This window comes from Nonomuraea sp. GTA35 (assembly GCF_041950525.1).
GTDB lineage: Bacteria > Actinomycetota > Actinomycetes > Streptosporangiales > Streptosporangiaceae > Nonomuraea.
In genome coordinates this window covers 1-22,378 of record NZ_JBGNUV010000007.1, presented here as the reverse complement: position 1 = coordinate 22,378, position 22,378 = coordinate 1, and the positions used below count along the sequence as shown (strand labels likewise).

The following is a 22,378-nucleotide window of genomic DNA, read 5'->3' as shown; positions in this document are numbered from 1 at the left end:
TGTCACTCAACGAAAGGACGACACCCGATGGATGACCCTCGCCAGCCCAGCCCGCTGCCCCCGCCCCGTCAGCCGGGCAGCACCACCGGCCATGACGAGAAGGCGTGGCCCTCGTGCGATCAGCTGACCACCGAGAAAATCACCGCCACCCGCCACGCCTGCTACACGGTGGCCGCCAAGGCGATCTTCGCCTTGCAGAACGGTCAACGGCTGACCGGCGAGCAGCTGTTCGTCACTGCCCACGCCCAGGCAGCACGCGCCTGGTGGGAGCTGGTGCACGAGGAGATCAGCGGCAAGGAGCTGTCCTCCGATCACGCGCTACGCCGGGTGCGCTCCTGGGCCCGCCACTACCTCACCACAGAACCACCGGCTGCCCGGCCCGGCACGTTGTTCGATCACGCCCTCGCCCACGCCGCCCGCATGGCCGCCCGCGACTTCCTCAACGACAGCGGCCATCTACTCACTCAGCACCTCATCCACCAGGCAACCAACTCGGCCACGCCCGCCGACCACCCCAACGGTCCGGCCATGCCATCCACGACGTCTGCAGCGCTATGAGCGAGCAGCCGGAGCGCCCGCGCGCATGGCGGCGCTGGCGACACCTCCAAAGAAAGGACACCAAGGTCATGAGCAACTCTGAGCAGCTTCCCGTTACTGGCGCACCACCCGAAGGAGGGCCGAGTCGATGGGAGGCGATCATCGAGCAGGCTCGTAGCGCCCGCCAGGATCACACCGACGACATTTTCCGGCGTCTGGGCCGGGGCGAGCGGCTGAGCGCCGCACAGCTTTACGACCTCCTGTACGCGCACACGCTGTGCACGTGGTGGCTGCTGGTGGCCCGGCACATCGCCTACGCCGACGGTGGCGGCTTGCGCCCGGCCCAGGCCATCGCCAGGTTCGTCTCCTGGATCGCCCCCTACGCCGACACCCCACCCGAACCCACGACGCACACCCAGAACCCCGGCGCGGACGTCGAGCGCGAGCCGGCACTGGACCACCTCGAGCACAGCCTGGCCCTCATCCGGCACAACGCCGCCCGCACCTTCCTCGCCCAAGCCGAGACACTCGCGCCGGCCTGCTCCCACCAGCAGACCCCCGCTGCTTCGACCGGACAGGAGGCCACGGCATGACCCACCCCCACCACACCGCCACCGGTGACCCCACCGGCCGCGCTGCGGAGCCTCGGTCCAACGGGCCGGAGTCGCGGGCGGACACCTCGCGTCTGGAGATCTTCCAGATGCTCGGCTGGAGCTGGAACATCACCGCCGCCAAGAAGCTCACCCAGGGCCGGGCCCCGGATGGGGTGATCATGACCGAATGGTGGGCAGGCATGCTCAACCTGATCGGCATCGACGCCGAGTACGCGGCCCAAGTTGATCTATCCGAGCCGCTGATCGCCGCCACGGTCCCGACCGGCGGCATCCTGATCATCGACGGCTGGCACCGCCTCTGTAAGGCCGTGACCATCGGCCTTCCGGAGCTGTACGCCGTGGTGCTCACCGCCGAGGAGGAACGCGTCTGCCGGATCTGCGGCGGAGAAGAGCCGGTAGCGGAGGAGGACATGGCCGGTAGCGCCTGAGCCGGTGGCGTAGGTGGCATGCCCCGCCCAGCACAAGACGAGTGTGCTGGCCGGGGCACACCTCCTGCACCACCGGATCAGGCACGGCTGCCCGGCCCCTTGCCCATGACCGGAGGGTGCTTGCCCGCCATGATGAGCGCGACCTTCTTCCTCACCTTCTCGGGCGTGAGGTCGCGCATCAGGTACGGGTTGGGCCCCAGGCCGAGAGGGCTCACGTAGGGGGCAGGCTTGTCCGGCTTGGACTCCGGCTCGATTCTCCTGAAGAGCGGGCCGCCGCCGTCGGGCGCGCCTGCTGGCCGGGGGTAGAGGGTGTGGCCGATGAGCCGGAGCACGGACTCGATGGGCAGCAGGTAGTCGATGAGACTGGTCTCGTCGTCATCCGAGAGCGTGGGGTCGCGGGGCCGGTTCCGGTTGTGCAGATCGACTTGCCCCGCCTTGGTGAGATGGTCGTAGAGGCGCCCTTCCAGCCAGCCGGCCTCGCTGCTATTGAGCGTCTCATCCTCGTTGGACTCATACCGGATGAGCAGCGCCCGGTACCAATGGGCGCGGTCCCTGAGCTGCTGCAGAACGCGATGGCGCAGCCCTGGGGTGGCGGCCTTGCCGACGTAGGCGCCCCAGCGTCCTTCGGCATCGGGCCGGTCGAGCAGGAGGTAGACGCCGGGCACGTTCCAGCCGCGCTCGAGGCGGTTGGCGTGGTCGCGGTCGAGCAGCAGCATGCCGGCGACCTTGTGCTTGGCGCGGATCTTCAGCGGGTTGTTCAGGTCGTAGGAGAGGCTGACGATGAGCTGGGACGGGGCGAACCGCATCGCACACACGCGGGCGTCTCCTTCATCGGTTCCGCGGGAGATCTTCCCGAACAGTATCGGACGCATCGCTTTGCGTAACCATTCGAATGGGGCAAGGCAACGCCCAGCTCACCCACCGGATAGGTGTCCTCCTGGCATCAGATGGCACCATGCCGGATGCGGTATGGCCTCATGTCGCCCATCCGGGTGTGCGGCCTTACCGAGGACGAGTGTCACGGCCTGCTTCGCGGTTGCCGGATGTCGTCTGCCTATTGCATGCACGCGTGACCAAGCAGGAGTCTCATGAGGGGGAAGGGGTGGAAGTTTCATCCAGCAGGTTCTGCTCGCGAATTCGCTGGATCATGGGCGCCCCGATGGTCTTGACCCGTTTGCAGGCGGCGTTGGCCGTCGATGGGGGCTCGTCGCCGACGATGATCTCGACGACGGTACCCTGCCCCGCGAAGAACGCCGCCGCGCACGCTGGCCTGACATCGCTCTTGCCGAAGATGAGCGGCACGCCGCTGAGAACCACGTCCTTCTCGCCCAGCGTGGGGAATGCCTGGGAGAAGTCGACCAGGGTGTCGCTGTCCCATCGGACGAGCAGCATCATCGAGAAGTTCTTGGCGGACCATGAGCAACTGCGGGCCGTGTCGCTCTGCTGAGCATCGGCCTTCGTGAGGGCGTGGGCTTTCTCCAGGTCTTTCGGGAGGAAGGAACAGGGGTCGGCGTCCCGCACGCTTGTGGGGGACGGCTGGGCGCTCGCGGAAGGCCCGTCCGCGCTCCGCGACGGCTGCGCGGTTCCGCCGCAACCGGTCGCGGTTGCGGCCAGTAACGCGACCGCCATCAGGTGAACCGCTCGGGAAGAGGACGTACCAGTCATGCGCACCACCGTACCGACGGGCACAGGGGACCGGTCCCGAGATCGATCCACGAGGTTGAAGAACGGCTGCCGTGGCTGAGCGACCACCAAGCCCGTCCGGTGTTGGGCCGGAAGAACGAGTGCTGCGCCAAGAACCAGCCGACGGCGAGGTCGGTGCGCCGCGTGGCGCCCGATCAGCGCCAGGGCCGAACTGATGCTTTCGTCCCTTTCTCGCGTTCAAGGCCGTCGTCGTTACTGGGGGGATGCGCAGCCCGTCCATGTCCGAGAGGGTGCATGGCGTACGGCAGGCGGTGGAATGTGCCGTCCGGTACCCGCCACGCTGTCACTTCCGCCTACGGTCACCGTGGATCGGGCTGGTTTCCTGAGGGGTGCGCGATCGGTGTAGGAAACCCGCTGGGTTCGTGATCTATAGCCGTTGGCTGGGTGGCCAGGAGCGCAGGGTCATTCCAGCCATGCCTATCTGGTCTTGATTGTTGACAGTTGGTCGGGATTTTCGAAGGCCTCTCGGTGTTTGCTGGGTCTAGTCGGGCTTTGGGAACCGTGAGCTGCCCCGGGTTGGTTGGAGGCTCCCAAGACTGGAAGGCTGGGAGTCGTGCCCGCACCGAGGAAGTACCCCCAAGAGCTGCGTGATCGCGCCGTCAAGATGGTGTTCGACCTGCGTGAGGAGACCGGAGGCAAGGCCGGGGCGATTGCCCGGGTGGCCGACCGGCTCGGCGTGCATCGCGAGGCGCTGCGCTCATGGGTACGGCAGGCGGAAGTAGATGAGGGAAAGCGTCCGGGCACCACGTCGAGCGACGCGCAGCGGATCGCCGAATTGGAGCGGGAGAATCGTGAGCTGCGCCGGGCCAACGAGATTCTGAAGGCGGCGTCCGCGTTTTTCGCCCGGGAACTCGACCCGAGACTGCCGCGCTGATCGAGTTCGTTGACCTGTATCGGGATTGGTTCGGTGTGGAACCGATCTGCGCGGTCCTGGAATTTGCCCCGTCCAGCTATCACGAAGCCAAGCGACGCGAACGTGAACCGTCGGCTCGGGCGTGCCGTGACGAGGAGTTGAAAGTCGAGGTCATGCGTGTGTGGGAAAATCCGGGCAGAAAGGTGTACGGGGCGCGCAAGGTCTGGCGTGAACTGAATCGTCAGGGAATCGTGGTGGCGCGGTGCACGGTCGAGCGGTTGATGCGTGAATTAGGTATCGAGGGTGCGTGCGCGCGCCGTAAGCGGCCCCGCACGACGTTGCCGGCCGGTGTGGAGCCGCCCGCTGACCTGCTGAAGCGGGACTTCGATGCGTTGGCGCCGAACCGTCGCTGGGTCGCCGACCTGACGTACGTGCCGACCGCGTCGGGATGGGTGTATACGGCATTCGTGATGGATTTGTATTCGCGGATGATTGTCGGCTGGGAGGTTGCCGATCATCTGCGGGCCGATCTGGCTTTGTCGGCGCTGGAAATGGCGATATGGTCGCGGCATGAGAGCCTGGACGGCGATCTGGTGCATCATTCTGATCGGGGTGTGCAATATACGTCGATCTGCTATGGTGAGCGTCTGGCGGATATCGGCGCGGTGCGCTCGGTCGGCAGTAAAGGTGATTCTTACGACAACGCTGCCGCCGAGTCTCTGAACAGTCTGTACAAGAAAGAGCTCATCGACTTTCGCGGCGGCTGGCGCGGCGTCACCGACGTGATGCTGGAAACTATGGAATGGGTTTCCTGGTACAACGAGACGAGGCTCCACTCATTCTGTGGTAATGAACCGCGCCGAGTTTCTTGGAGGCCGGGTTATCTGGCTGGGGTGAGAGTAGCTGGGTTGGTCTCTGTTCGGTAGAGGGCTTCGTATTCGGCGGGCGGTAGGTCCTGGCAGGCACTGTGGAGGCGGCGGTTGTTGTACCAGTCGACTACCAGTCGACCCACTCCATGGTGGCGATCTCCACGTCGTCCAGGCCCTTCCACGGACCGCGGCGGTGGATCAGCTCGGTCTTGTACAGGCCGATCGTGGTCTCGGCCAGCGCGTTGTCGTAGCTGTCCCCGCGTGAGCCGACCGAGCTGACCGCGCCGATGTCGGCCAGCCGCTCGGTGTAGCGGATGGACAGGTACTGACAGCCGCGGTCGGAGTGATGCACCAGCCCGTCCAGGTCCTCGACCCGGCCGCGGCGCCAGACGGCCATCTCCAGCGCGTCCAGCGGCAGGTCGGTGCGCAGGTGGTCGGTCAGCCGCCAGCCGACGATCATCCGGGAGTAGACGTCGATGACGAACGCCGCGTACACGAACCCGGACCATGTGGGGATGTAAGTCAGGTCGCTCACCCACAGGCGGTTCGGTGCCGGCGCGGCGAAGTCGCACTCGACCAGATCGGCCGGGCGCGGGCTCAGCGGCTCGATGACGGTGGTGCGCCGCTTGTGGTCCCCGCGGACAGCGCCGGACAGTCCTAAGTGGCGCATCAGCCGGGCGACCGTGCAGCGGGCCACCCGCACGCCCTGCCGGTTGAGCGCCTTCCACATCTTGCGCACGCCATACACCTCGAAGTTGTCGTGCCACAGCCGCAGGATCTCGGCCGTCAGCTGCTCGTCGCGCCGCTGCCGCTCCGACGGGGGCCGGCTCCTGGCGGCATAGTAGGTCGACGGCGCCACCTGCAAGACCTCACAGATCGGCTAGATGCCGAACCGGTCGCGATGGGCGTCGATGAAGGCGACTATCTGGGCGGTCGGGGGTCGAGTTCCCGGGCGAAAAAAGCGGCCGCGGACTTGAGGATCTCGTTGGCCCGGCGCAGCTCACGGACCTCCCGCTCCAGCTCGGCGATCCGCTGCGCATCGGCTGTCGAAGTGCCCGGCCGCTGCCCGCCGTCGACTTCGGCCTGGCGCACCCAGCCGCGCAGCGCCTCACGATGGATGCCCAGTTGCTGGGCCACCCGGGCGATCGCACCGGGCGCGCCCCCGCTCTGCTCACGGACCTCGAACACCATCCGCACCGCGCGCTCACGCAGTTCCTGCGGGTACTTTCTCGGGGCTGGCATCGCGTGTGATTCTCCCTTCCGCCAGCACGATCATGCTGGCTTCAGGGCCTCCAGGAAACCCAGACCGGTTCAGTCGGCTCGCCCTACTCGCGGGTGCACTGAGGCTTTTCATCCTTGGGTGCACTCGTAGTTCTGCTGGGCGACGATGGCATTGCATAGCTTGCCTGCCTTATGCGGCAGCAGCGGACGACCAATCTCACTCACGATGGCGTTGATGGAGCGTGGGGACAGCCGCCCGCCGGGCTAGCGGGCGGTGATGGAGTAGGCCACCTCAGGAGTGGATCACAGGTGGGTGGGCGGTGATGGAGTGGTGGAGTGCGTTCGCCACGGCGTGGACGAGGGGGACTTGGGAGGCGTCCCAGACGAGGTTGAGGCCGCTGTGGCTGCGGAGGATGAGTCTGCCGTACAGGAGGATGGGCAGGCGGGCGTTGTTCTTGAAGCGGCGGTCGGGGCCGCCCTTGACGTTGACGTAGCGCCAGGTGGAGTCGACGACCGTGCCGTCGCGTGGCACCGGGCCTGTTTCGATGAAGCGGGAGTGTTCCACGCCGACGTGGAGGTGCTGGTAGGCGAGGTCGGCGATGTGTCGGCCGTCCTGGATCAGGACGCGGTCGGGGAGGAAGTGCACCGATAGGCTGCCTGTGGTGAGGGTCGGGACGGCGACGTTGGTGACCAGGATCCGTGGTCCTGCCAGCCGAGCCGAGGCGTTCATCCTACGCAGCAGGCTGGAGGCGCCGGCGTTCACCTTGAACTGGTAGGTGCTGGCGATCGCGCCGGATGCGGTGATCAGCCAGAACCCGTGGGCCCGCTGGAGGCCGGTGATCGCGTTGACGAGGTGATCGAAGCGTGAAGCCGCCTCGTCGGTCACGTCGTACATGACGACCACCGCCCGAGCGGCCCGATCGCGCAACGCCACCCAGAGCACGAAAGGCAGCCCGACGGCGATGATGACCAGGCCGAAGCGTCCCGTCGCCAGCCCGGCGACGAGCATGGCGGCCAAGGCGAACGGCCAGTACGGCCGGCGTCCGGCGGCCTTCTGCAACTGCTGGACGATGTCGCTCGGCTGGGCCGGGACCAGGCTGACGACATCGTGCATGACCACGTCACGGCCGGGCGCGACGGTCCGGTAGGAGATCGTTCCGCGTCCCATGCGCACGACGTTGCCGCGGGGGCCCATCCCTACTCGAAGGCCCGGGATGGCGGTCGAGACGTCCATCCCGCCCTGGCTGAGGGTGAAACGGAACGGTCCAGCCCTGAGGCTGGTGCGCACATAAAAGCCCACGATGGAGAATCCTTCTGACCTGGATGCCCGTTACTGCGGCAGATCGAGGTCCTGGAGTCGTGTACCGCTTCAGACCCGGTCGTGACGGCTCTGACCAGTCGAAGGACACGCCGAGGCCAGGGTGTTGCATGAGGTGGCGGTGCTGCGGCGTCAGGTCGTTCGGCCGAAGTCCAGCGGGGGCCTACACATGTGAACTTCGCGCGCTTTGGTCGTTGGTCTATGGTTCTGCATGAACTCCGGTTCTTTGTCGCACCAGATGTGCCACGTGGCTGAGGTACCTACCTAAACGTTTGCTCTTGGCTGGGTCTGTCGTTGCGCGACTCGTACGTTGCTTCTGAGACGGACCTGGAGGCGAGCGATGACAGGCAGCGACGACGGGCATTGCGTGGTCTACAAGCGATGCGGATGCAGCGACAAGATCAGCGGAAGGCGGCTGGGTGGCCGCTGCGGCCGGTTGGCCGAGGCAGAGCATGGGCGCTGGTATTTCGCGGTCCAGGCCGTGGGGGCGTCGGGTCGCCGGGAGCGGGTTCGGCGCGGCGGGTTCGCAAGTGCGGAGGCGGCGTGGAGTGCGGGCGGTGAACTGCTGGTGGCGGAGGAAGAGGGGCCGCTTGCTGCTGGGTGCACGGTGGGGCAGTGGTTGCGGTACTGGTTGTCGGTGGTGGAGTCGCGGTTGCGGCCGACCACGCACCGGGCCTACCGGGATCACGTGCGGCTGCATCTGGTGCCGTATCTGGGCCGGGTCAAGCTGGCGGAGTTGTCGCGGCGGGACGTGACGCGCATGTTCGTGGTGCTGGGGCGGCGGCGGAATCGGTACGGCCAGCCGATCAGCGCATCGACTTTGGAGCGGATCCGGGCGACGTTGCGGGCGGCGCTGAACCACGCGGTGCGTGAGGACCTGATTGCCGTCAATCCGGCGCAGGGCGTCCGGTTGCCGGCGCCGGTGCGGATGCATCCGGTGGTGTGGACGGCTCGTCGGGAGGCGGCCTGGCGGCGCGGGGGAGAGCGTCCGGCGGTGGCGGTGTGGACGGTCGAGCAGCTGGCCGCCTTTCTGCGCTTCGCGCGGGAGGATCCGCTGTTCGTGTTGTGGTGGCTGGTGGCCTTGCGTGGGCTGCGGCGTGGGGAGGTGGCCGGGCTGCGGTGGGTGGACGTCGATCTGGAGCGGCGCGAGCTCACCGTCGCGCATCAGCTGGTGCACACCGAGGAGGGGCTGGTGTTGTGTGAGCCGAAGAGCGCGGCCAGTCGGCGGACGTTGGCACTCGATCCGGAGACCGTGCGGTTGCTGCGCCGGCACGAGCGTGCGCAGCGCCGGGGGCCGGGGGAGCGGTGGTCACCGACCAGCCCGATCTTCACCGCGGGGAGCGGAGCCCCGGTGCAGCCGAGCTATCTCACCCACCGCTTCCACAAGCTGGTCGCCGCGAGTGGGCTGCCGCCGGTGCGGTTGCACGACCTGCGCCATGGAGCTGCGACGTTGGCGTTGGCGTCGGGGACGGAGTTGAAGGTGGTGCAGGGCACGTTGGGGCATGCCAGCATCGTGCTGACCGCCGACACCTACGTTTCGGTGCTGCCGCAGCTGTATCACGACAGCGCCCGCGCGACGGCGCGGCTGGTGCTGAAGGCGGTACGGGACACCAACCACAAGATCGGCAAGGCCCGGGGAGACTACGTGACTCACGTGTGGCTCACCGTGACTCACGATCAGATGACGCGATTACGGATCCGGGTAAAGCCGCAGGTCGGCGTGGTAGGGCGGGTGGGACTTGAACCCACGACCCACGGATTATGAGCAGCAGACGTCGTTGATCATGTGAAGAGGCTTGCGCCCGCGGACCGTGGCTGTTGGGGTCGGGGCGCACTGGGCCAACCCATCGGAGCGGTTCGCCGACGGGAACCTTTTGTCGGTCCTCAGCCGTAGAGTGCTGTCGTTGCCGCTCATGATGGACATCTAGGGGAGGCGCCTAGCTGGGGGCGTGGTGAGCGGGCGACCAGCGACGACGGAGTTCGGAGCACCTTTGAAGAAGATCGATAATAGCGCCCATATCGGCGATAGCGGCATCGCGCTGATCCATCAGCTTGTCAACAGGATGGGCTTCGTCTGGCACGAGCGGAAGCAGGATGCCGGCATCGACGGCGAGATCGAGCTGCGCAACCCGGCCACTGGCGAGGTCCTGAACCGGCTGATCCCCACCAGGAAGTTGAACAGCCCAGAGATGCTCGCCAGCCGACGTTTGATCGTCCGGGCCGACAGCCCGGCCTCCCCGTCCTCCAGGCGGACCACTTTGGCATCGATGCGCGGGGAACGCTGCATCTTGATAAAGGCCAGCACATCCACGGTGGTGACCTCGGCCGGGTCCTTGCGGATCTGGCTGAAGAACACCTTCAGGTCATACGCGGTCGCGATCAACGTGTTGGGCCGGGCCCGGGCCGCCACCAACTCCAGATAGTCATCCAGCGCCGGATGCCCCAGGCGCACCACACCGGGATCGACAGGGTCGGAACGGCCGTTGAGCAGACAGGGATCGAACGACATCGGGGAGACTCCCGTCACTGGGGTAACTCCAGCATCAACCACTGTCAGCCAGCGCCAGCCGTCAACGGCCACTCATCTCTGACCTGCAGGCCAGCACAGGATCACCTGCATATCGTGACCAGGTGGAGAAGATGCCGTTGCTGCATTCCCACGTTTTGTCACTGAGTGAGAAATAGGCCCAGTGGCCGTCCGTGGTCCAGCCCAAGGGATCGCTGGCACCGTTCCAGCAGCTTGCACCTTCATCGGCGTGGGCGGTGCCGCCAAGAGCCGGGACGAAGGCGGCGAGCGCGGCGCCAGCGGCAGGCCGCTACTACAAGTAATCACATTATTCCAGTTGGCCAACGTATGCCCAAGACCTCAGGCAATCGTTACTGCAGGTAGTCAAACTACTACGCCTCTCACGCATCGGCGGGCTCATGCCTACCGAGACCAGAAGCGACCCCATGGCCTCCATCGACGCCCATATCATCACCGGCACGAGCGCGGATGGAGCGGACCGTGGGCGGGCGGGACCAGCCCCGCCGCGGCCACCCTCATCGGCACCGCCAGCACCGCCCGCCAGTTCGCCGCCGAGATCACTGCCCAGTTGTGGCGCCACGTCCCGGATCGTGGCGAAGTTTCTGATCCATTCGCTTGGGGGGTGTTGAACGAAGTCGATCTTTGTTGTGCACGGGGCTGACGGTCAGCGGTTGGTCGGCGTGGAGGTAGCTCGCTCGCTGGTCGCTCCGCGCGTGTCGGTGGGTGTTGGCGCGTGAAGACCCTTCATCAGAGGCCGTCGGTCACGGAAGGGCGGGCGGCGAGCCGGAGGCAGGCCACGCCCGTCCCTCCCACGGCCGCATCCCGTAGCGGCAGAGACGTGAGCCCCTGAGCCACCCGCGATGAGCCTACGGCGTCGGCTTCTGCCCCTCGCCGGGCACCTCGATGGCCGGACAGGACAGCCCCTGGGCGGGCACCTTCAGCTGGATGAGATAGGCGTCGACCGCGGCGTTGACGCACGCGCTCGGGCCGAACGCGATGGTCGACGGGAAGACCGTGTGGCCGAAGCCCTCGTACGTGAGGAGCCTGGCCTGGCTCTGCCGAGCGGCGTTCCTGGTCCACGTGTACGCGGTGGCGTAATCGTTGATGTTGCCGACCATGAGGAGCGGCGCCGCGCCCTTGACCTTCAGGCGCGCCTGCGGGTTGGTGGTCCTGCCGCGATAGCCCACGCAGTCCAGCGCGGCCGCTGTGGCGTTGGGGTTCCAGTTGATGTTGGGGTAACGGTTGGTGAGCCGGGCGATCCCCCTCTTCAACTCGGCGTAGTCGCTGACGCGGAAGTCCCAGTCCTGACAGAACGTCGCCTGGCGCGGATAGTTGGCGACCTCGGGCGCGGGGCGCGGCCCTGGGGCGGGTCGCTCATCCGGTTTGGTTCCCTCGTGGAGGTGCTTCAAGGTGACGGCGAGGTCCTTCCAGTACTCGGGGAGGTTGACGCGTTGGGCCAGCCCTGTCAGCCGGGCGAAGTCCACCTTGTCGCCTGTGCTGGGATGCGTAAGCTCGCCCTTCTTGGCTCGTTCACGCAACTCGCCGTACACCTTCCTGGCGTCGCTGTGGTGGAGGGCGCAGTCGGAGGTCTTGTCACACCAGTCGGCCCACTGGACGAAGTTGTTCTCTATCGCGGCGGTCTGGGCGTCCAGGAAGTCCCAGAACGAGCGGATGCTGTGGTCCATGTTGCCGTCGGTGACCGTCGCGCGCACCCGCTTGGGAAACATTTCGGCGTAGTGCTGGGCGGCCAGGGTTCCGTAGGAGTAGCCGACTTGAGTGATCTTGCTCTCGCCGAGGGCGATCCGGATGGCCTCGATGTCACGGGCGATCTGGCGGCTGTCGACGTGGTCGTAGAGCGGACCGGTGAGCTCGCGGCAGTTCTGGCTGAGCTTGGCGTTCGCCTGCTTGAGTGCCTCGAAACCGGCCGCGCTTCCTGTCGCCGCGGCCTGTGCCGCACTGGCCTGCTCCAGCAGCTTTCCATCACACTTGATCTGGGTGCTGGTGTTGACGCCGCGCGGGTCGACGCCGATCACGTCGAAGCGTTCGCTCACCGCCTCGGTGAACGGGGTCTGCTTGCGCTTGACCTCGGCCACGCCGGAGCCGCCGGGACCTCCCGGGTCCAGGAGAATGGAACCGATGCGGGCGTCGGGCTTGGTGGCCTTGCGGCGGGCCAGGCCGATCTCGATGGTCCTGCCGCCGGGATCGGACCAGTCGAGCGGCACCTTGATGGTCGCGCACTCGACCTTTCCGGTGGGCGCCGGTTCGCCCGGGGCTTGGCTGCAGCGCTGCCAATCGATCGCGTCGGGGGCCGCTTGGGCACTGGCCGGGATCGGCGGTACGGCCAGCACGAGCCCGCCTATGAAAACGGCCGTCGAGCGGACACACGGAACTCTCATCGAGGTCCCTTCAAGAATCTGGGGTGACGCCGGCCTCAGCAGCCGGCGTGATCGACGGTTGACAGGTATACGGTGGTGCCGGTTTCGGGGAGGTTTCATCGGATTCTTCGGCGCACGAGAGGCTCGCCTGCTATCTACGGCTCGCTGCCGCGTCCAGGGACAACGACCCTGCTACGCAGGTCCGGTGAGCTTCGGTATCGCCCTGGACGCGGCGTCGTTCTGCCGCGGCCGATCCTGGTGCGCGACCCGAAGCGGGCGCACGCCAAGAGGCGCCCGCAAGGCGGATGACCGGCGCGGATAGCATCGCCGGCAGGCGCACTGACGGGGATCACCGAGGTGGAGGTGGCCCCCACCGCTCGACCGCGAGGAGTGGGGGCAGGAGGATCCTCAGCCAGTGATCCGGTGGGCTCAGTGGCCGAGCTGTGATGGGGAAGGCGAGCTCCGCAGAGCCCGCGCCCGGCCGTCGAGGACGGTTACTGAGCGGTTTCGATGTCTGGGCAGCGGATGCCCTTGGCGGGCACCTTGAGGTTGATCAGGTAGTCGTCGATCAGGTCGTTGATGCATGTGACCGGCCCGGCTTTCGCGGTGCTCGGGTAGACGGTGTGTCCGTAGCCCTCGTAAGTGACCAAGGTCGCGCCGGTCTGCTTGGCTGCGGCCTGCGAATCCTGGTACACGGCGGCCGGGTCGTGCACGTTACCGAGCATCACGATCGGCGGGGCGCCCTTGATGTTCGGTCGCTTCTGCGGGTTGGTGGTCGTGTCCTGCCAACCGGTGCAGTCGAGGCCCTGGGCGTTGTGGTTGGTGGTCCACTGGACGTTGGGGTACAGCTTGGCCAGCCTTGCGGCAATGCTCTTCCACTGGGTGTAGTTGTTGACCTTGTACCGGAAGTCCTTGCACCAGTACAGGCTCTCCGTGATGGGCTGGATCTCCGCCGGCGGCCCGTCCTGCTGCTCCTGATGTTCCGGCTCGGATCTGGTCTTCTCGCCGTCGTGCAGGGCCTTGAGCACAGCGGCGATCCGGGACTTGGTGGCCCTGGTCCGGCTCAGCCCGATGTGGATTTTCCCGCCGTCCGGCTTGGACCAGTCGGGCGGCACGTTGATGGTGGCGCACTGGACCGCTCCCGTGCTGCCGCGGCAGTCCTTCCAGGCGATCGTGACCTTGCCTGCAGTGTCCGCGTCGGCGCCGACGCGGACAGGATCAGCGCGCCCGCGAGGACGGCCGCCAGTTGAGGGGTGCGAAATCTCATGAAGGCATGCCTTTCGAGGGATTCGTCAGGGGGCCTGCTGGCCGGCTCAGACGGTTCTGAGTGCTTCGGTAGGTTGCATGCGGGCGGCCCGTAGCGCTGGAAGCAGCCCAGCGATGGCGCCGATGGCGACGGCCGCGCCGAGCCCGCCGCCCCAGGCCAGCGGCGGCACCACGGTGGCCCAGCCCTTGACGTGGGCGTAGACCGTGGTGGCCACCACCCCCATCGCCACTCCCGCGGCCCCGCCGAGCGCGGCCAGCAGGACGGCCTCGACCAGGAACTGCATCCTGATATGGCCCTTGGTGGCCCCGAGGGCGCGCCGCAGCCCGATCTCGGACCGGCGCTCCAGTACAGAGATGACCATGGTGTTCGCCACCCCGATGCCGCCCACCAGCAGGGCGACCGCGCCCAGCCCGAGGAACAGGCCATTGAGCGCGGACTGCGCCGCGGCCCGCGCCACCAGGGCCGCGGACGGACGGCTGACGCTGACCTCGCCGGCCTCCTGCGGGTTGGCGGTGGCGGCCAGCACCTGCCGCACGTTCTCCACCTGATCGGTCTGGGCCCGTACGTAGACCATGGAAGGGTGGCCGTCGAAATGCAGGTATCTCTGCGCGGCCGGGTACCCGACCAGCACCGATGAGTCGATCTCGGGGCTGAGCGGGGCCGGGTTGAGTATCCCCGCGATGTAGAACCACTGGCCGCCGACCCAGATGCGCGCGCCGGGATGGATGCGGGCGATGCCGAGCCGGGTGGCGGCGGCCGAGCCGAGGACGGCGACCGGTTGCCGGGCGGTGGCGGCGTTGAGATAGCGGCCCTGGGCGATGGTCGTACGGACGGCCGCGGGCAGGCCGAGGCTGGCGGCGCTGACCGTGAGCGCGTTGGTGTTGATGCTCGGAATGTACGGACTGCGGTAGGCGGAGGCGCCAGTCTTGCCGGTGTGCTCGGCCATGTCGACCGGGCCGATTCTGGCGATCATCGCCGGGGCGTCCTTGGGCAGCTTGGCATCGCTGCCGCCCATGGTCTGACCCGGGGTGACGGTCAGCAGGTTCGTGCCCAGCTTGTCGATCTCGGCCAGCAACCCGGCCTGGGAGGAGGCCGACAGTCCGAGCACCGCCACCATGGCGGCGACGCCGATGGCGATGCCCAGCGCCGACAGCGCGGCCCGCATGGGCCGGGTCCGCAGCCCCACCCCGGCGGTACGGCCCAGGTCGGCGAGGTGCAGGCGGCCGGGAGCCGTGGCCCTCACGTCGACCGCCCTTGCGCGAAGGTGACGTCGGCGACGATGCGGCCGTCCAGGACCTCGATGCGGCGCGGCAGCCGGGCGGCCAGCTCACGGTCATGGGTGATCATAATGATCGTCGCTCCTTCGGCGTTCAGCTCCGTCAGCAGCTCGAAGATCGCCGTCCCCGACGCGCTGTCGAGATTGCCGGTCGGCTCGTCGGCCAGCACGATCGCCGGGTTGCCGACCAGCGCCCTGGCGATGGCGACTCGCTGCCGTTCGCCTCCGGACAGCTCGGGAGGCCGGTGGCTGAGCCGGTGACCCAGCCCGACACGCTCCAGCGCCGCCGCGGCAGCCCGGATGCGTGCCCTGTGCCTCGTGCCCGAATAGAGCATCCCGTCGGCCACGTTCTCCACGGCCGTGGCGTGCTGGGCCAGGAAGAACTGCTGGAAGACGAACCCGATCCGGCTCGCGCGCAGCCCGGCCAGCGCCCGGTCGGACATACCTGCCACGTCTTCGCCGACGATCCGCACCATCCCGGAGGTGGGACGATCGAGAGTGCCCATCACTTGCAGCAACGTCGACTTGCCCGACCCGGATGGTCCCACGATCGCCACCAGCTCGCCGCGGCGCACCGAGAAGGTGGCCCGGTCCAGCGCCACCACCGGTGAGGCCCCCGGGTAGATCTTGCTCACCTGTTCCAGTTGGAGCACAGCGTCACCGGCACGCGCGGCGGCTCGCGGCATGGTTTCCGTGTCGAGACCGGTCATGTGGCCGGAACCACCACGTTCTGGCCAGCCGCCAGGCCGTCGCCGGTGACCTGCACCTTGCCCGCGCTGTCGTCGAACATCCCGGTCTCCACGGGGATCAACCTGTGCCCGCCCCCCGCCTCGACGACCTCGACCGCGTACCCGCCGCCAGCCAGCGCGAGCAGCGCGTTCACCGGCACCGACAGCACGTTCTTCACCGTGCCGGACACGATGGACACCTGCACGGGCGCCTGGTCGAGGCTGCCGGTCGCCTTCGGTTTCAGCGGCCTGATCCGCACGTCGATGGTGGTGCTGGTGTCGCCCTTGGTCGCGACCTTGCCGACCGAGGAGACCACGCCCGGGGTGCTCTGACCGTTCGGCAGCGAGATGGTCGCCTTGTCACCGACTTCGACCTCGGACTGCTGGGCGGCGCTCAGCGAGATGGTGACCTCCCTGGCTGTCGAGGAGGCCTGCAGGACCACCGACCCGGCCGCCGCCATGCCACCGCGCACCGCGACGACCTTGGTGATCCTGATCTTCCTGGCCGGCGCGAACACCGCCTGGCCGAGTTCCAGGCTGCCGGTCTCGTCCAGCCCGGCGGACTCCTGCAGGTCCTTGACCGCGGCATAGGTCTGCGAGCCGTAGTAGCCGGAGTCCGGATCTATCTCGCCCTTGGTGGCGTATCCCAGTGCCACGAGCGCCGCGTTCAGCTGCCGCACATCGGTGCCCTCCGTACCCCAGGAAAGGTCACGGTAGACCGGCACGTCGCCGGACAGCAGCACCACCGGCTTGCCGTCCACCCGGTAGAGCACCTTGCCCTGGGCGACCACCTGGCCCACCGCGGGCAGCGTGGTGACCGTGCCGGCGACCTTGTTGACCAGCTGGTACTCGCCCGCGTAGCCGAGCGTTCCGTTCTGCAGCGAGCGGGAGGACAAGGTGCCCTTGGTCACCTGCGCCAGCCCGGTCGCGGGCGCGGTATGAGCGGGAGCGGCCGCCGGGCCCGCGGCGAACGGTCCGGTCAGAGCGGCCCACGTACCGGCCGCAGCCACCGCCGCAGCCACCGCCACGGCTGCCGCCAGCAGCCCCCAGCGGCGCCCACCACTCACGACTGCCCTCCCTGCATCTGCCCCTTCTTCGGCATGTTCTGCGGCTGGTACTGCTTGCATGCCTGCTCCGCCTGCTTGAACTGCGGCGAGCTGGGGTCCACGCCGCTCTTCTCCTCGAAGAGAAATCCGCCGTTCTCGCTGGGATCGGGGAAGTTGGGCACGCCCTTCTGGCGCATGCAGGCGGAGTACTTCAGCTTGTCCGCGTCGGACCAGCCGTCCTTTATCTCGGGCGGCTGTCCCGTCGGTACGGCGGGCTGGAACTGCTTGCAGTTCTTCGCCGCCGCCTTGAACTGCGGTGAGTTGACCATCTCCGCCGACAGGCCGACACCCTTCTGCCCACTCGGGTCGGGAAAGTCGGGCATGCCGTTCTCGCGCATGCACCTGGCGAAGGCCAGCATGTCCCCTGGCCCCTGGGAGGCCGGTTGCGTGGCCTCGGATTTGACGCCTGCCTGTGGCGCCACGGACGCGACGGTCCTGGCCTGGCCCTCACCGCTCCCGCAGGCCGCGGCGGCGACCGCGACGCAGGCCAGCAGCATGGCCATCGTGCCACTCCGTCGTGCCCGGCTGTTTCGGCAGGCGGCAACGCTTCGCATATCGCTCTCCACTCCGTGATGGAATACGGACATTTGTAGGAACGCAGCGGTTTCGGCACGGTTTCACCGGCGCTGAGCTGCGGACGAAACGCCACAGAAACCGGCCTTGGAGCATGCTGGACGAGGTGTTCAAGTGGAAAGGGGGCGCCGGATGCGCGTGCTCGTGGTGGAGGACGACGAGGTGACGGCGCAGACGGTAGCCGTCGGGCTGCGCAGGGCCCAGATGGCCGTGGACGTGGCGCTCGACGGACCGGGGGCGCTGGACCGCGCATTGTTCAACGACTATGACGTGATCGTGCTCGACAGGGACCTGCCGGGGATGCACGGGGACGACGTGTGCGCCGAACTGGTCGCGGCCGGCTGCCGGAGCAGGGTTCTGATGCTGACCGCGGCGTCGACCACGGAGGACCTGGTCGACGGACTCGGCCTGGGCGCCGACGACTACCTCACCAAGCCGTTCGACTTCCCCGCGCTGGTCGCGCGGATCGGCGCACTGGCGCGGCGGGCCCATCCGGCGGTGCCGCCCGTGCTGCGCCACGGCGACCTCGCCCTCGACACCGCGCGCCGCCGGGCCAGCCGGGGTGACAGGCCGCTGGAGCTGGCCCCCAAGGAGTTCGGCGTCCTGGAGCTGCTGCTGGCGTCCAAAGGCCGCGTCGTCTCCGCCGAAGAACTGCTCGAACGAGTCTGGGACGAAAGCGCCGACCCCTTCACGAACGCCGTGAAGATCACCGTGAGCAGGCTCAGGGCCAAACTCGGCGAGCCCGCGATCATCGAGACCGTGGCCAGGCGGGGATACCGGATCTGATGACGTTCGTCGCCCGGCTCGCGAGCCGCTTGCCCCGCCGCACCGTACGCCTGCGCCTGACCCTCCTGTACGGAGGCCTGTTCCTCCTCTCCGGTGCCGTGCTCCTGGCCATCACGTACGCCCTGGTGCGTTTTTCGGTCATCGGCCAGCCGCTCAAGAGTTTCATCCCTGCGCCCGGCCGCGGATCCGAGCCGCCGCCGAACGATGCGCCGCCGCCTGGCGAGTCGCGCTTGCTGAACCTGGCCTCACCCCAGATGCGGCAAGTCCTGGAGCTCCAGAAGGCCGATGTGCTGGACCAGCTCCTGATCAACTCCGCCGTCGCGCTCACGCTGATGTCAGTGATCTCGATCGTGCTCGGCTGGATCGTCGCCGGACGCATCCTCGGCAGGCTCCGGACGATCACCGCGACCGCCAGGGACATCTCGGCGACGAACCTGCACCAGCGCCTGGCCCTCGACGGCCCCGCCGACGAGCTGAAAGAGCTGGGCGACACCTTCGACGGCCTGCTCGGCCGGCTGGAGGCCGCCTTCCAGGCGCAGCGCCAGTTCGTCGCGAACGCCTCTCACGAGCTCCGCACGCCCCTGACCCGCCAGCGCGCACTCGGCCAGGTCGCCCTGTCCGACCCCGCAGCCACCGTGGAGTCGCTGCGCGAGGCCCACGAACACATCCTCACCGCCGGGGCCCAGCAGGAACGGCTCATCGAAGCGCTGCTCACCCTGACGCGCGGCCACACGGGCATCGAGGTTCGCCAGCCCTTCGACCTCGCCCGGCTCACCCGCGAGATCATCGAGATGCGCCAGGCGGACGCCAAGGCCAGAGGGATCACCATCCAGCACTCGTCCGGCCCCGCCACGGCAGCCGGCCACCGGGCCCTTGCCGAACGCCTGGTCACCAACCTCGTGGACAACGCCCTCCACTACAACACACCAGGAGGCTGGCTAGAGGTCACCACCCGCACCATGGACGCCAGAGCCGTACTCACCGTCACCAACTCAGGCCCGGTGGTGCCCACGGACGCGGTCAGCCGACTCTTCCAGCCGTTCCAACGCCTCGATCCCGCCCGGACCAACCGGACGGGCGGTCTGGGCCTCGGCCTGTCCATCGTCCAGGCCGTCGCCACAGCTCATGACGCCGCCATCGACACCATCGCCAGGCCCGAAGGCGGCCTGACCATCACAATCACCTTCCCACCTCATCCATCGGCGATCACGAGGCCGCCGCGGCGGCCTGCCCACCACAACGACGGTGTCCGTCAAAGCGGAACAAGCTCAGGAGAGGAGGGTGCTCTGCTGACCGTGGGGGACTGTACGACGAACGGCTCTGGCCCGAACAACTGGACACACCCGTCAGTTTTTGATGCCAAGACCCCTCGGATGCCGAAGGGCCCGCGCGGCGCGGGCCCTGGGCCTCTCCTGAGGATGCGACTCGGTGACGTGGTGATCGGTCACGCAGTGGCGGGTGGGAGGAGCTCGATCTCGATGGCCAGCACGCCCAGTGCCTCTTTCTCGGGGCCGTAGATGCGGCGGATGTTGGCCAGTTGCTGCTCGCGGGGGCTGTCGGGGCTGACCTTGGCCGGGCCTTCGGTGTTGAGCATTCCTCAAACGAGGCGTACCGGCTCACTCGTTTGACGCGGGTGAGGGCGTCGTCGCGGCCGCAGACGAACCGGATGTGATCCCCGGCCTTGAGTGGAGGATGCCGATTCTCTTCAGGAAATGGCCCTTCCGTGAAGTAACCTGGCGGCATGATCGCGCAGACGCCCAGCTCGGCCGCCTCCGCCGAGGGGCAGGATCGCCGCAAATTCACTTCACGAAAGGTCGTCGGCCTGTCCGGAGGGCTCGACCCGGCCGATGACGATCTTGGGGTGTAGATCGAGCGCTACCTCGATCTCGCGGTGCGCGGGGTGCGCTCGCCCGAGGTGAGCGCGAAGATCAGCCGGCATCTGGAGCGGCTGCGCGCCTGGATCATCGCCGGGCTCGGGCACCAACGCATCTCGGCGATCACCGCCCGCGAACTCGCCGCCTGGCGCGATCACCTGGCCGCCGCCGGGTGGCAGCGAAAAGACGGCAGCGCGGCCGCCATGGCGCCGGCGACGGTCAACAACCATCTCGCCCATGCCTCGGCGTTGTTCTCCTGGATCAGCGCGCACGCCCCGGCCGCGCTGCTGCCGGGCGGCGATCCGACCAAGCGGGTTGAGCCGCTGCGTCTGCCCGCTCCCGAGGTGCGGGCGTTGAACGCGGCCCAGGTGCGTACGGTCAAGAACGTGCTGGACCGGCTGGAGTCCTTCCATCAGCTGACCGGCCGCCGCCACCGCGGTGACGGCGGCCGCGCCGCAACGGGCGCCACGCATCGCCACGCCCGGCCACTGCGTGATCGCGCCATCGTGCACACCATGCTCGGCACCGGGCTGCGCCGCGCCGAGATCGCCGGCCTGGACCTGGCCCAGCTGCAGCCGCGCGACCCCGAGCAACTGCGCCGGGTGAAGAAGGCCAAACTTGCCGGGGTGCGCGGCAAGGGCCGCACCAGCCGCAGCGTCTTTCTCGGCCTGGACGTCCGCACCGCGCTGGCCGACTACCTTGAGCACGAACGCGACGGCGACGCCGCCGGCTCCAGCGCCGAGTGCGTCGCGCTGTTCCTGGCGGCCTCCTCCATCGCCGCCCGCCGGCCCGACGGGCGGCTGTCGCCGCGCTCGATCAACACCATCGTCGCCGAGATCGGCGCCATCCACGACCTGCAGGTCACAGGCGCCGACCGGCAACTCGGCACAATGCGCCCGCACGATCTGCGCCACACCTTCGCCTATCTGCTGTCCCAAGCCTCCGGCCACAACCGGGCCGAGCTGGAACGGCGCCTGGGCCACGCCAACGAGCGGTATTTGCGGCTGTACACCAACCCGCCCGAGGACATCGCCGCCGCCTACGTCGAGGACCTGTGACAACAAGCTCGCCGCACAACAGCTCAGCGTCAGCTTTCACCACCCTGACAGCGGAGACCGTGGAGCCGTGCGGCTGACACAATGCAGCACGTAATCGGCCAAGACGATCATTCGGCCTGGCCGCCGGCGATACCCGGGCGCTCTTCACCATGCCGCCATCACGCTGGCGAGGTGGGGCGCCCTGGCGTGTTCTGAAGGGACCTCATGCCGGTCAGCTTCCTGTCCGAGGAACAACGCAGCCGCTGGGGAGCCTTCGACGGCGTCCCCGACCCCGCCCAGCTGGGCGCCTTCTTCCACCTGGACACCGCCGCCCGGCGCCAGGCGATGGCCGCCCACGGCGCCCGCAACCAAATCGGCTACGCCCTTCAACTCGGGACGGTGCGGTTTCTCGGCACCTTCCTGACCGACCCGACCAACGCCCCGGCCGTGGTCGTCGACTACGTCGCCGAGCAGCTCGGCCTGGACCCGGCCGACCTGAAGGGATACGGCGAGAAGGAGGCGCGCTGGGATCACCAGAAACTGATCCGCGAAGTGCACGGCTACACCACCTTCGGCTTCGAGCAGTGGTTCGGCCTGGCCCGGTGGGTGTATCGACGGGTGTGGAACGGGAGCGAACGGCCGATCGTGCTGTTCGACCTGGCCACCCACCGCCTGATCGAGGCCAAAATCCTGCTGCCTGGGGTCACCACCCTTGAGCGGATGATCGCCGGGCTGCGCGAACGCGCTGCGCTGCGCCAGTACCGGCTGCTGGCCGCCGCCCCCAGTCCCGGCCAGCGGCGCGCCCTGCAGGACCTGGTCCTGGTGGAAGAGGGCCGCCGGGTCTCCAAGCTGGACCGGCTGCGGCGCAGCCCCACCGACGTCAGCGGCGCCGGCGTGGCCAAGGCCGTCGACCGGCACCTGGACCTGCGCGCCCTGGGCGCCACCACCTGGGACCTGTCGGCCATCCCGCCGGGCCGGATCGCCGCGCTGGCCCGCTTCGCCAACGCCGCCCGCGCCAACGCCGTCGACGCCCTGGCCGGGGACCGCAAGCTGGCCGCCCTGGTGGCCTTCGCCCAGGTGATGGAGCCGACCTCGGTCGATGAGGCGATCGAGGTGTTCGACCTGGTCGTCGGCGACCTGCTGCGCACCTCAGGGTTCAGAGGGCGGTTCGCGAGTTGATGTCCCTTTGATCGCTTGCACTGCATGAGGGGGGCTGGTCACGGGCTTGTTGCCGGGCTACGGACGCGACTGGGCGAACAATCCCGGCTCGGTCTCCACGAGAATG

At 68.1% G+C, this 22,378-nt stretch carries 20 protein-coding genes, 1 pseudogene and 1 other annotated feature; of the genes and pseudogenes, 11 read left to right on the top strand and 10 right to left on the bottom strand.

The genetic code is table 11. From position 1 onward, the window contains the following. Positions 1–27 precede the first annotated feature (27 nt). The 3 genes from ACBJ32_RS29580 to ACBJ32_RS29570 all read left to right on the top strand — a co-directional run bounded on the left by ACBJ32_RS29580 (position 28) and on the right by ACBJ32_RS29570 (position 1,579). On the top strand, positions 28–558 hold the full coding sequence (locus tag ACBJ32_RS29580) for a hypothetical protein (protein WP_375129462.1): 531 nt from the start codon (positions 28–30) through the stop codon (positions 556–558). Between the two features lie 68 nt (positions 559–626). Further along, positions 627–1,130 (top strand): hypothetical protein, encoded by a 504-nt coding sequence (locus ACBJ32_RS29575; protein WP_375129461.1) that lies wholly within the window; start codon positions 627–629, stop codon positions 1,128–1,130. Next, positions 1,127–1,579 (top strand): hypothetical protein, encoded by a 453-nt coding sequence (locus ACBJ32_RS29570; protein WP_375129460.1) that lies wholly within the window; start codon positions 1,127–1,129, stop codon positions 1,577–1,579. The genes ACBJ32_RS29575 and ACBJ32_RS29570 overlap by 4 nt, the downstream gene beginning before the upstream one ends. A 77-nt stretch (positions 1,580–1,656) precedes the next feature. Here the strand turns inward: ACBJ32_RS29570 and ACBJ32_RS29565 are convergent, their stop codons facing one another. Beyond that, positions 1,657–2,394, bottom strand: coding sequence for a hypothetical protein (locus ACBJ32_RS29565; protein WP_375129459.1), 738 nt, complete (start codon positions 2,392–2,394; stop codon positions 1,657–1,659). A 271-nt stretch (positions 2,395–2,665) separates the two neighbouring features. After that, a complete protein-coding gene (locus tag ACBJ32_RS29560) occupies positions 2,666–3,244 on the bottom strand; it encodes a DUF3558 family protein (RefSeq protein ID WP_375129458.1) in 579 nt (192 codons plus the stop codon). A gap of 643 nt (positions 3,245–3,887) precedes the next feature. On the opposite strand from ACBJ32_RS29560, the gene ACBJ32_RS29555 reads away from it, so the two are divergent. Further along, positions 3,888–5,062, top strand: a protein-coding gene (locus tag ACBJ32_RS29555; protein WP_375129856.1) for an IS3 family transposase whose coding sequence is annotated in 2 segments (ribosomal slippage) — positions 3,888–4,122 and positions 4,122–5,062 — 1,176 coding nt in all. Because the reading frame shifts where the segments join, the coding sequence is not laid out codon by codon here. Here the strand turns inward: ACBJ32_RS29555 and ACBJ32_RS29550 are convergent. Next, positions 5,017–6,247 (bottom strand): annotated as a pseudogene (locus ACBJ32_RS29550) (IS3 family transposase). The gene ACBJ32_RS29555 and the pseudogene ACBJ32_RS29550 overlap by 46 nt on opposite strands. Next, positions 5,856–5,969 (bottom strand) — a sequence feature (AL1L pseudoknot). (Overlaps the previous pseudogene by 114 nt.) 271 nt (positions 6,248–6,518) lie before the next feature. After that, complete coding sequence (locus tag ACBJ32_RS29545) at positions 6,519–7,394, bottom strand: hypothetical protein (RefSeq protein ID WP_375129457.1); 876 nt, start codon at positions 7,392–7,394, stop codon at positions 6,519–6,521. A gap of 490 nt (positions 7,395–7,884) precedes the next feature. Here ACBJ32_RS29545 and xerC point away from each other — a divergent pair, with 490 nt between their 5' ends. Together xerC and ACBJ32_RS29535 are read left to right on the top strand one after the other, a co-directional pair. Next, entirely contained in the window at positions 7,885–9,309 is a 1,425-nt protein-coding gene (gene xerC / locus ACBJ32_RS29540; RefSeq protein WP_375129456.1) for a tyrosine recombinase XerC, read from the top strand. Positions 9,310–9,607: 298 nt separating this feature from the next. Continuing rightward, complete coding sequence (locus ACBJ32_RS29535; RefSeq protein WP_375129855.1) at positions 9,608–9,967, top strand: hypothetical protein; 360 nt, start codon at positions 9,608–9,610, stop codon at positions 9,965–9,967. Between the two features lie 970 nt (positions 9,968–10,937). Here the strand turns inward: ACBJ32_RS29535 and ACBJ32_RS29530 are convergent. The 6 genes from ACBJ32_RS29530 to ACBJ32_RS29505 form a co-directional block, all read right to left on the bottom strand. Further along, the gene (locus tag ACBJ32_RS29530) at positions 10,938–12,419 is read right to left on the bottom strand and encodes an alpha/beta hydrolase (RefSeq protein ID WP_375129455.1); all 1,482 of its coding nucleotides are present in this window, start codon (positions 12,417–12,419) and stop codon (positions 10,938–10,940) included. A 521-nt stretch (positions 12,420–12,940) separates the two neighbouring features. Continuing rightward, a complete protein-coding gene (locus ACBJ32_RS29525; protein WP_375129454.1) occupies positions 12,941–13,561 on the bottom strand; it encodes an alpha/beta hydrolase in 621 nt (206 codons plus the stop codon). Positions 13,562–13,759: 198 nt separating this feature from the next. Continuing rightward, a complete protein-coding gene (locus ACBJ32_RS29520) occupies positions 13,760–14,956 on the bottom strand; it encodes an ABC transporter permease (RefSeq protein ID WP_375129453.1) in 1,197 nt (398 codons plus the stop codon). Then, positions 14,953–15,624 carry an ABC transporter ATP-binding protein gene (locus ACBJ32_RS29515; protein ID WP_375129452.1) on the bottom strand — a complete coding sequence of 224 codons (672 nt, stop codon included), beginning with the start codon at positions 15,622–15,624 and terminating at the stop codon, positions 14,953–14,955. Before ACBJ32_RS29515 ends, ACBJ32_RS29520 begins: the two co-directional genes overlap by 4 nt. A gap of 71 nt (positions 15,625–15,695) precedes the next feature. Next, on the bottom strand, positions 15,696–16,784 hold the full coding sequence (locus ACBJ32_RS29510) for a peptidoglycan-binding protein (RefSeq protein WP_375129451.1): 1,089 nt from the start codon (positions 16,782–16,784) through the stop codon (positions 15,696–15,698). After that, positions 16,781–17,326: a hypothetical protein gene (locus ACBJ32_RS29505; protein ID WP_375129450.1), complete on the bottom strand. Its 546-nt coding sequence runs from the start codon at positions 17,324–17,326 to the stop codon at positions 16,781–16,783. Before ACBJ32_RS29505 ends, ACBJ32_RS29510 begins: the two co-directional genes overlap by 4 nt. Positions 17,327–17,528: 202 nt before the next feature. Here ACBJ32_RS29505 and ACBJ32_RS29500 point away from each other — a divergent pair, with 202 nt between their 5' ends. The 5 genes from ACBJ32_RS29500 (at position 17,529) to ACBJ32_RS29480 (ending at position 22,272) form a co-directional block, all read left to right on the top strand. After that, entirely contained in the window at positions 17,529–18,182 is a 654-nt protein-coding gene (locus ACBJ32_RS29500; RefSeq protein WP_375129449.1) for a response regulator transcription factor, read from the top strand. Continuing rightward, positions 18,182–19,699 carry a sensor histidine kinase gene (locus tag ACBJ32_RS29495; protein WP_375129448.1) on the top strand — a complete coding sequence of 506 codons (1,518 nt, stop codon included), beginning with the start codon at positions 18,182–18,184 and terminating at the stop codon, positions 19,697–19,699. Before ACBJ32_RS29500 ends, ACBJ32_RS29495 begins: the two co-directional genes overlap by 1 nt. Before the next feature lie 224 nt (positions 19,700–19,923). After that, positions 19,924–20,049 (top strand): hypothetical protein, encoded by a 126-nt coding sequence (locus ACBJ32_RS29490; protein ID WP_375129447.1) that lies wholly within the window; start codon positions 19,924–19,926, stop codon positions 20,047–20,049. A 33-nt stretch (positions 20,050–20,082) separates the two neighbouring features. Beyond that, positions 20,083–21,114 carry a tyrosine-type recombinase/integrase gene (locus ACBJ32_RS29485; RefSeq protein ID WP_375129446.1) on the top strand — a complete coding sequence of 344 codons (1,032 nt, stop codon included), beginning with the start codon at positions 20,083–20,085 and terminating at the stop codon, positions 21,112–21,114. Between the two features lie 204 nt (positions 21,115–21,318). Continuing rightward, positions 21,319–22,272 carry a DUF4158 domain-containing protein gene (locus tag ACBJ32_RS29480; protein WP_375129445.1) on the top strand — a complete coding sequence of 318 codons (954 nt, stop codon included), beginning with the start codon at positions 21,319–21,321 and terminating at the stop codon, positions 22,270–22,272. Positions 22,273–22,378: the final 106 nt, after the last annotated feature.

Coding starts and splice junctions, on each gene's coding strand:
- ACBJ32_RS29580 (WP_375129462.1), top strand. CDS start 28: ATGGATGACCCTCGCCAGCCCAGCCCGCTGCCCCCGCCCCGTCAGCCG.
- ACBJ32_RS29575 (WP_375129461.1), top strand. CDS start 627: ATGAGCAACTCTGAGCAGCTTCCCGTTACTGGCGCACCACCCGAAGGA.
- ACBJ32_RS29570 (WP_375129460.1), top strand. CDS start 1,127: ATGACCCACCCCCACCACACCGCCACCGGTGACCCCACCGGCCGCGCT.
- ACBJ32_RS29560 (WP_375129458.1), bottom strand. CDS start 3,244: ATGACTGGTACGTCCTCTTCCCGAGCGGTTCACCTGATGGCGGTCGCG.
- ACBJ32_RS29545 (WP_375129457.1), bottom strand. CDS start 7,394: ATGGGACGCGGAACGATCTCCTACCGGACCGTCGCGCCCGGCCGTGAC.
- xerC (WP_375129456.1), top strand. CDS start 7,885: ATGACAGGCAGCGACGACGGGCATTGCGTGGTCTACAAGCGATGCGGA.
- ACBJ32_RS29535 (WP_375129855.1), top strand. CDS start 9,608: ATGGGCTTCGTCTGGCACGAGCGGAAGCAGGATGCCGGCATCGACGGC.
- ACBJ32_RS29505 (WP_375129450.1), bottom strand. CDS start 17,326: ATGGCCATGCTGCTGGCCTGCGTCGCGGTCGCCGCCGCGGCCTGCGGG.
- ACBJ32_RS29500 (WP_375129449.1), top strand. CDS start 17,529: ATGCGCGTGCTCGTGGTGGAGGACGACGAGGTGACGGCGCAGACGGTA.
- ACBJ32_RS29495 (WP_375129448.1), top strand. CDS start 18,182: ATGACGTTCGTCGCCCGGCTCGCGAGCCGCTTGCCCCGCCGCACCGTA.
- ACBJ32_RS29490 (WP_375129447.1), top strand. CDS start 19,924: ATGATCGCGCAGACGCCCAGCTCGGCCGCCTCCGCCGAGGGGCAGGAT.
- ACBJ32_RS29480 (WP_375129445.1), top strand. CDS start 21,319: ATGCCGGTCAGCTTCCTGTCCGAGGAACAACGCAGCCGCTGGGGAGCC.